Here is a 1,416-nt window from a genome sequence, read left to right on the forward strand (position 1 = left end):
CCTAGTCTTGCTGGTTCAATATTTGCTGAATAAAAAGTATCATCTACTACAAAATTTTTTAGCGATCGCCCTGAGGAGAAAACTTTTTGGTTTACTGAAAGTATTTAAACGAGTCACAGTTGCGGTCAATCCGCAATATACAAGTCAAGAATGCTCTCGCTGTGGTGAAATTGTAAACAAAACACTATCCACCAGAACTCACGCCTGTAAATGTGGTTGTGTGATGGATAGAGAGTGCGATTCGTTCGTCCGAAATGGACTAGTTCCAGGGATGGGCGGCTTCAGTAGGGAAACCAACATAGGTTGGGCGCACTCTTAAAGACCCTACTGCTGACAACTTAATAGCCATGTAGGTGAGAGTAAGTATCCTAGAAAACTCAAGTCCTATCCTCCAGACGCAGGAGTGAAAGCACTTCCCCCAGGGAAAGCGACTAGGGCGTGTTTTCAAACTAGAACCACAAAATAATGGAAGCGATCGCTTGGCATGGCTGTATAATTTGCTGCAAGTTTTTCACATCGGGTGGCGATGCGGCGAAATTGTTTGAGTCGGTTGATAGCCCTCTCAACAACGTTGCGTTGACGGTAGATTTCACGGCTAAACGAGCCACGACGTGGTTCATTGGAGAGTCGTGGAATTGTTAGACGGATACCGCGACGACGTAAGTAATTGCGTATTCGGTCGCTTAGTCTGCCGGACAAAAGATTCTGTCCGGCAGACTAAGCGACCTGTGTAACCTTTATCTCCGACTAATCTTAAAGGGCGAATGCGTGGGCGACCCCGACCAGAACGCTTGACCGCACCTTGTTCCATCAAAAGTTCTGCGAAAAATCGACTCGTTACGCGCTCCCTGGAGTAAGAATAAAAGTTATTGGTTTGCCTTGACCCTAGCAACGTATGTGTATTTTTGTACTGAATCCACTCGCGTGTACGCCCTACAGCTTCGTCTTCATTGCCCTTTTTTTTCCACCTGCGGCGTGAGTCGTGGGCGCGTACAACTGTTCCATCGACATAATGAATCGTCACTACAAGCATTCCTTGCCGATCGGCGATCGCTTGAAGGTGTTCTAAGATTTGATTCCAAACCCCAGCTTTTTGCCATCGATAAAACCGTGTTGCCACCATGAACCCACTTTCCATAGCGTTCTGGTAGGTCTCGCCACGGTGCCCCAGTTCTGAGTATCCATAGGATGCCATTGACAACCAAGCGATGGTATGGGTGAAAAATCACCTTGATCCTGACGAGGAAAAACTACGGGTTTCAACTTTATTAAGCTGCTGCGCGACTCTGTTTAAAAGTAATTTATGTCGTTAGTAACCCAAGTTGCTAGTTACTATGCATAGGCGATCGAGGAAGGGGCACTTAAGCAATAAAATCCCCTCCAGTCAGAAAATTAGGAGGGGTGTATGCTAAACGA

At 46.4% G+C, this 1,416-nt stretch carries 3 protein-coding genes and 1 pseudogene; 1 reads left to right on the forward strand and 3 read right to left on the reverse strand.

Annotation, left to right across the window (positions count from 1 at the left end):
- Positions 1 to 319, forward strand: a 319-nt coding sequence (locus AABK37_RS41350) for a zinc ribbon domain-containing protein (RefSeq protein ID WP_432557172.1), incomplete at its 5' end; no start/stop codon positions are given.
- A gap of 125 nt (positions 320 to 444) precedes the next feature.
- On the opposite strand, the gene AABK37_RS41355 is transcribed toward AABK37_RS41350, so the two are convergent.
- The 3 genes and pseudogenes from AABK37_RS41355 to AABK37_RS41365 all read right to left on the reverse strand — a co-directional run.
- Positions 445 to 699: a transposase gene (locus AABK37_RS41355; protein ID WP_432557173.1), complete on the reverse strand. Its 255-nt coding sequence runs from the start codon at positions 697 to 699 to the stop codon at positions 445 to 447.
- On the reverse strand, positions 617 to 1,138 hold the full coding sequence (locus AABK37_RS41360) for a hypothetical protein (protein ID WP_432557174.1): 522 nt from the start codon (positions 1,136 to 1,138) through the stop codon (positions 617 to 619). The genes AABK37_RS41355 and AABK37_RS41360 overlap by 83 nt, the downstream gene beginning before the upstream one ends.
- Before the next feature lie 28 nt (positions 1,139 to 1,166).
- Positions 1,167 to 1,229, reverse strand: a pseudogene (locus AABK37_RS41365) (hypothetical protein); the annotation flags it as partial.
- Between the last annotated feature and the right edge of the window lie 187 nt (positions 1,230 to 1,416).

The sequence above is a fragment of the Tolypothrix sp. VBCCA 56010 genome (genome assembly GCF_050875635.1).
Lineage (GTDB): Bacteria > Cyanobacteriota > Cyanobacteriia > Cyanobacteriales > Nostocaceae > Hassallia.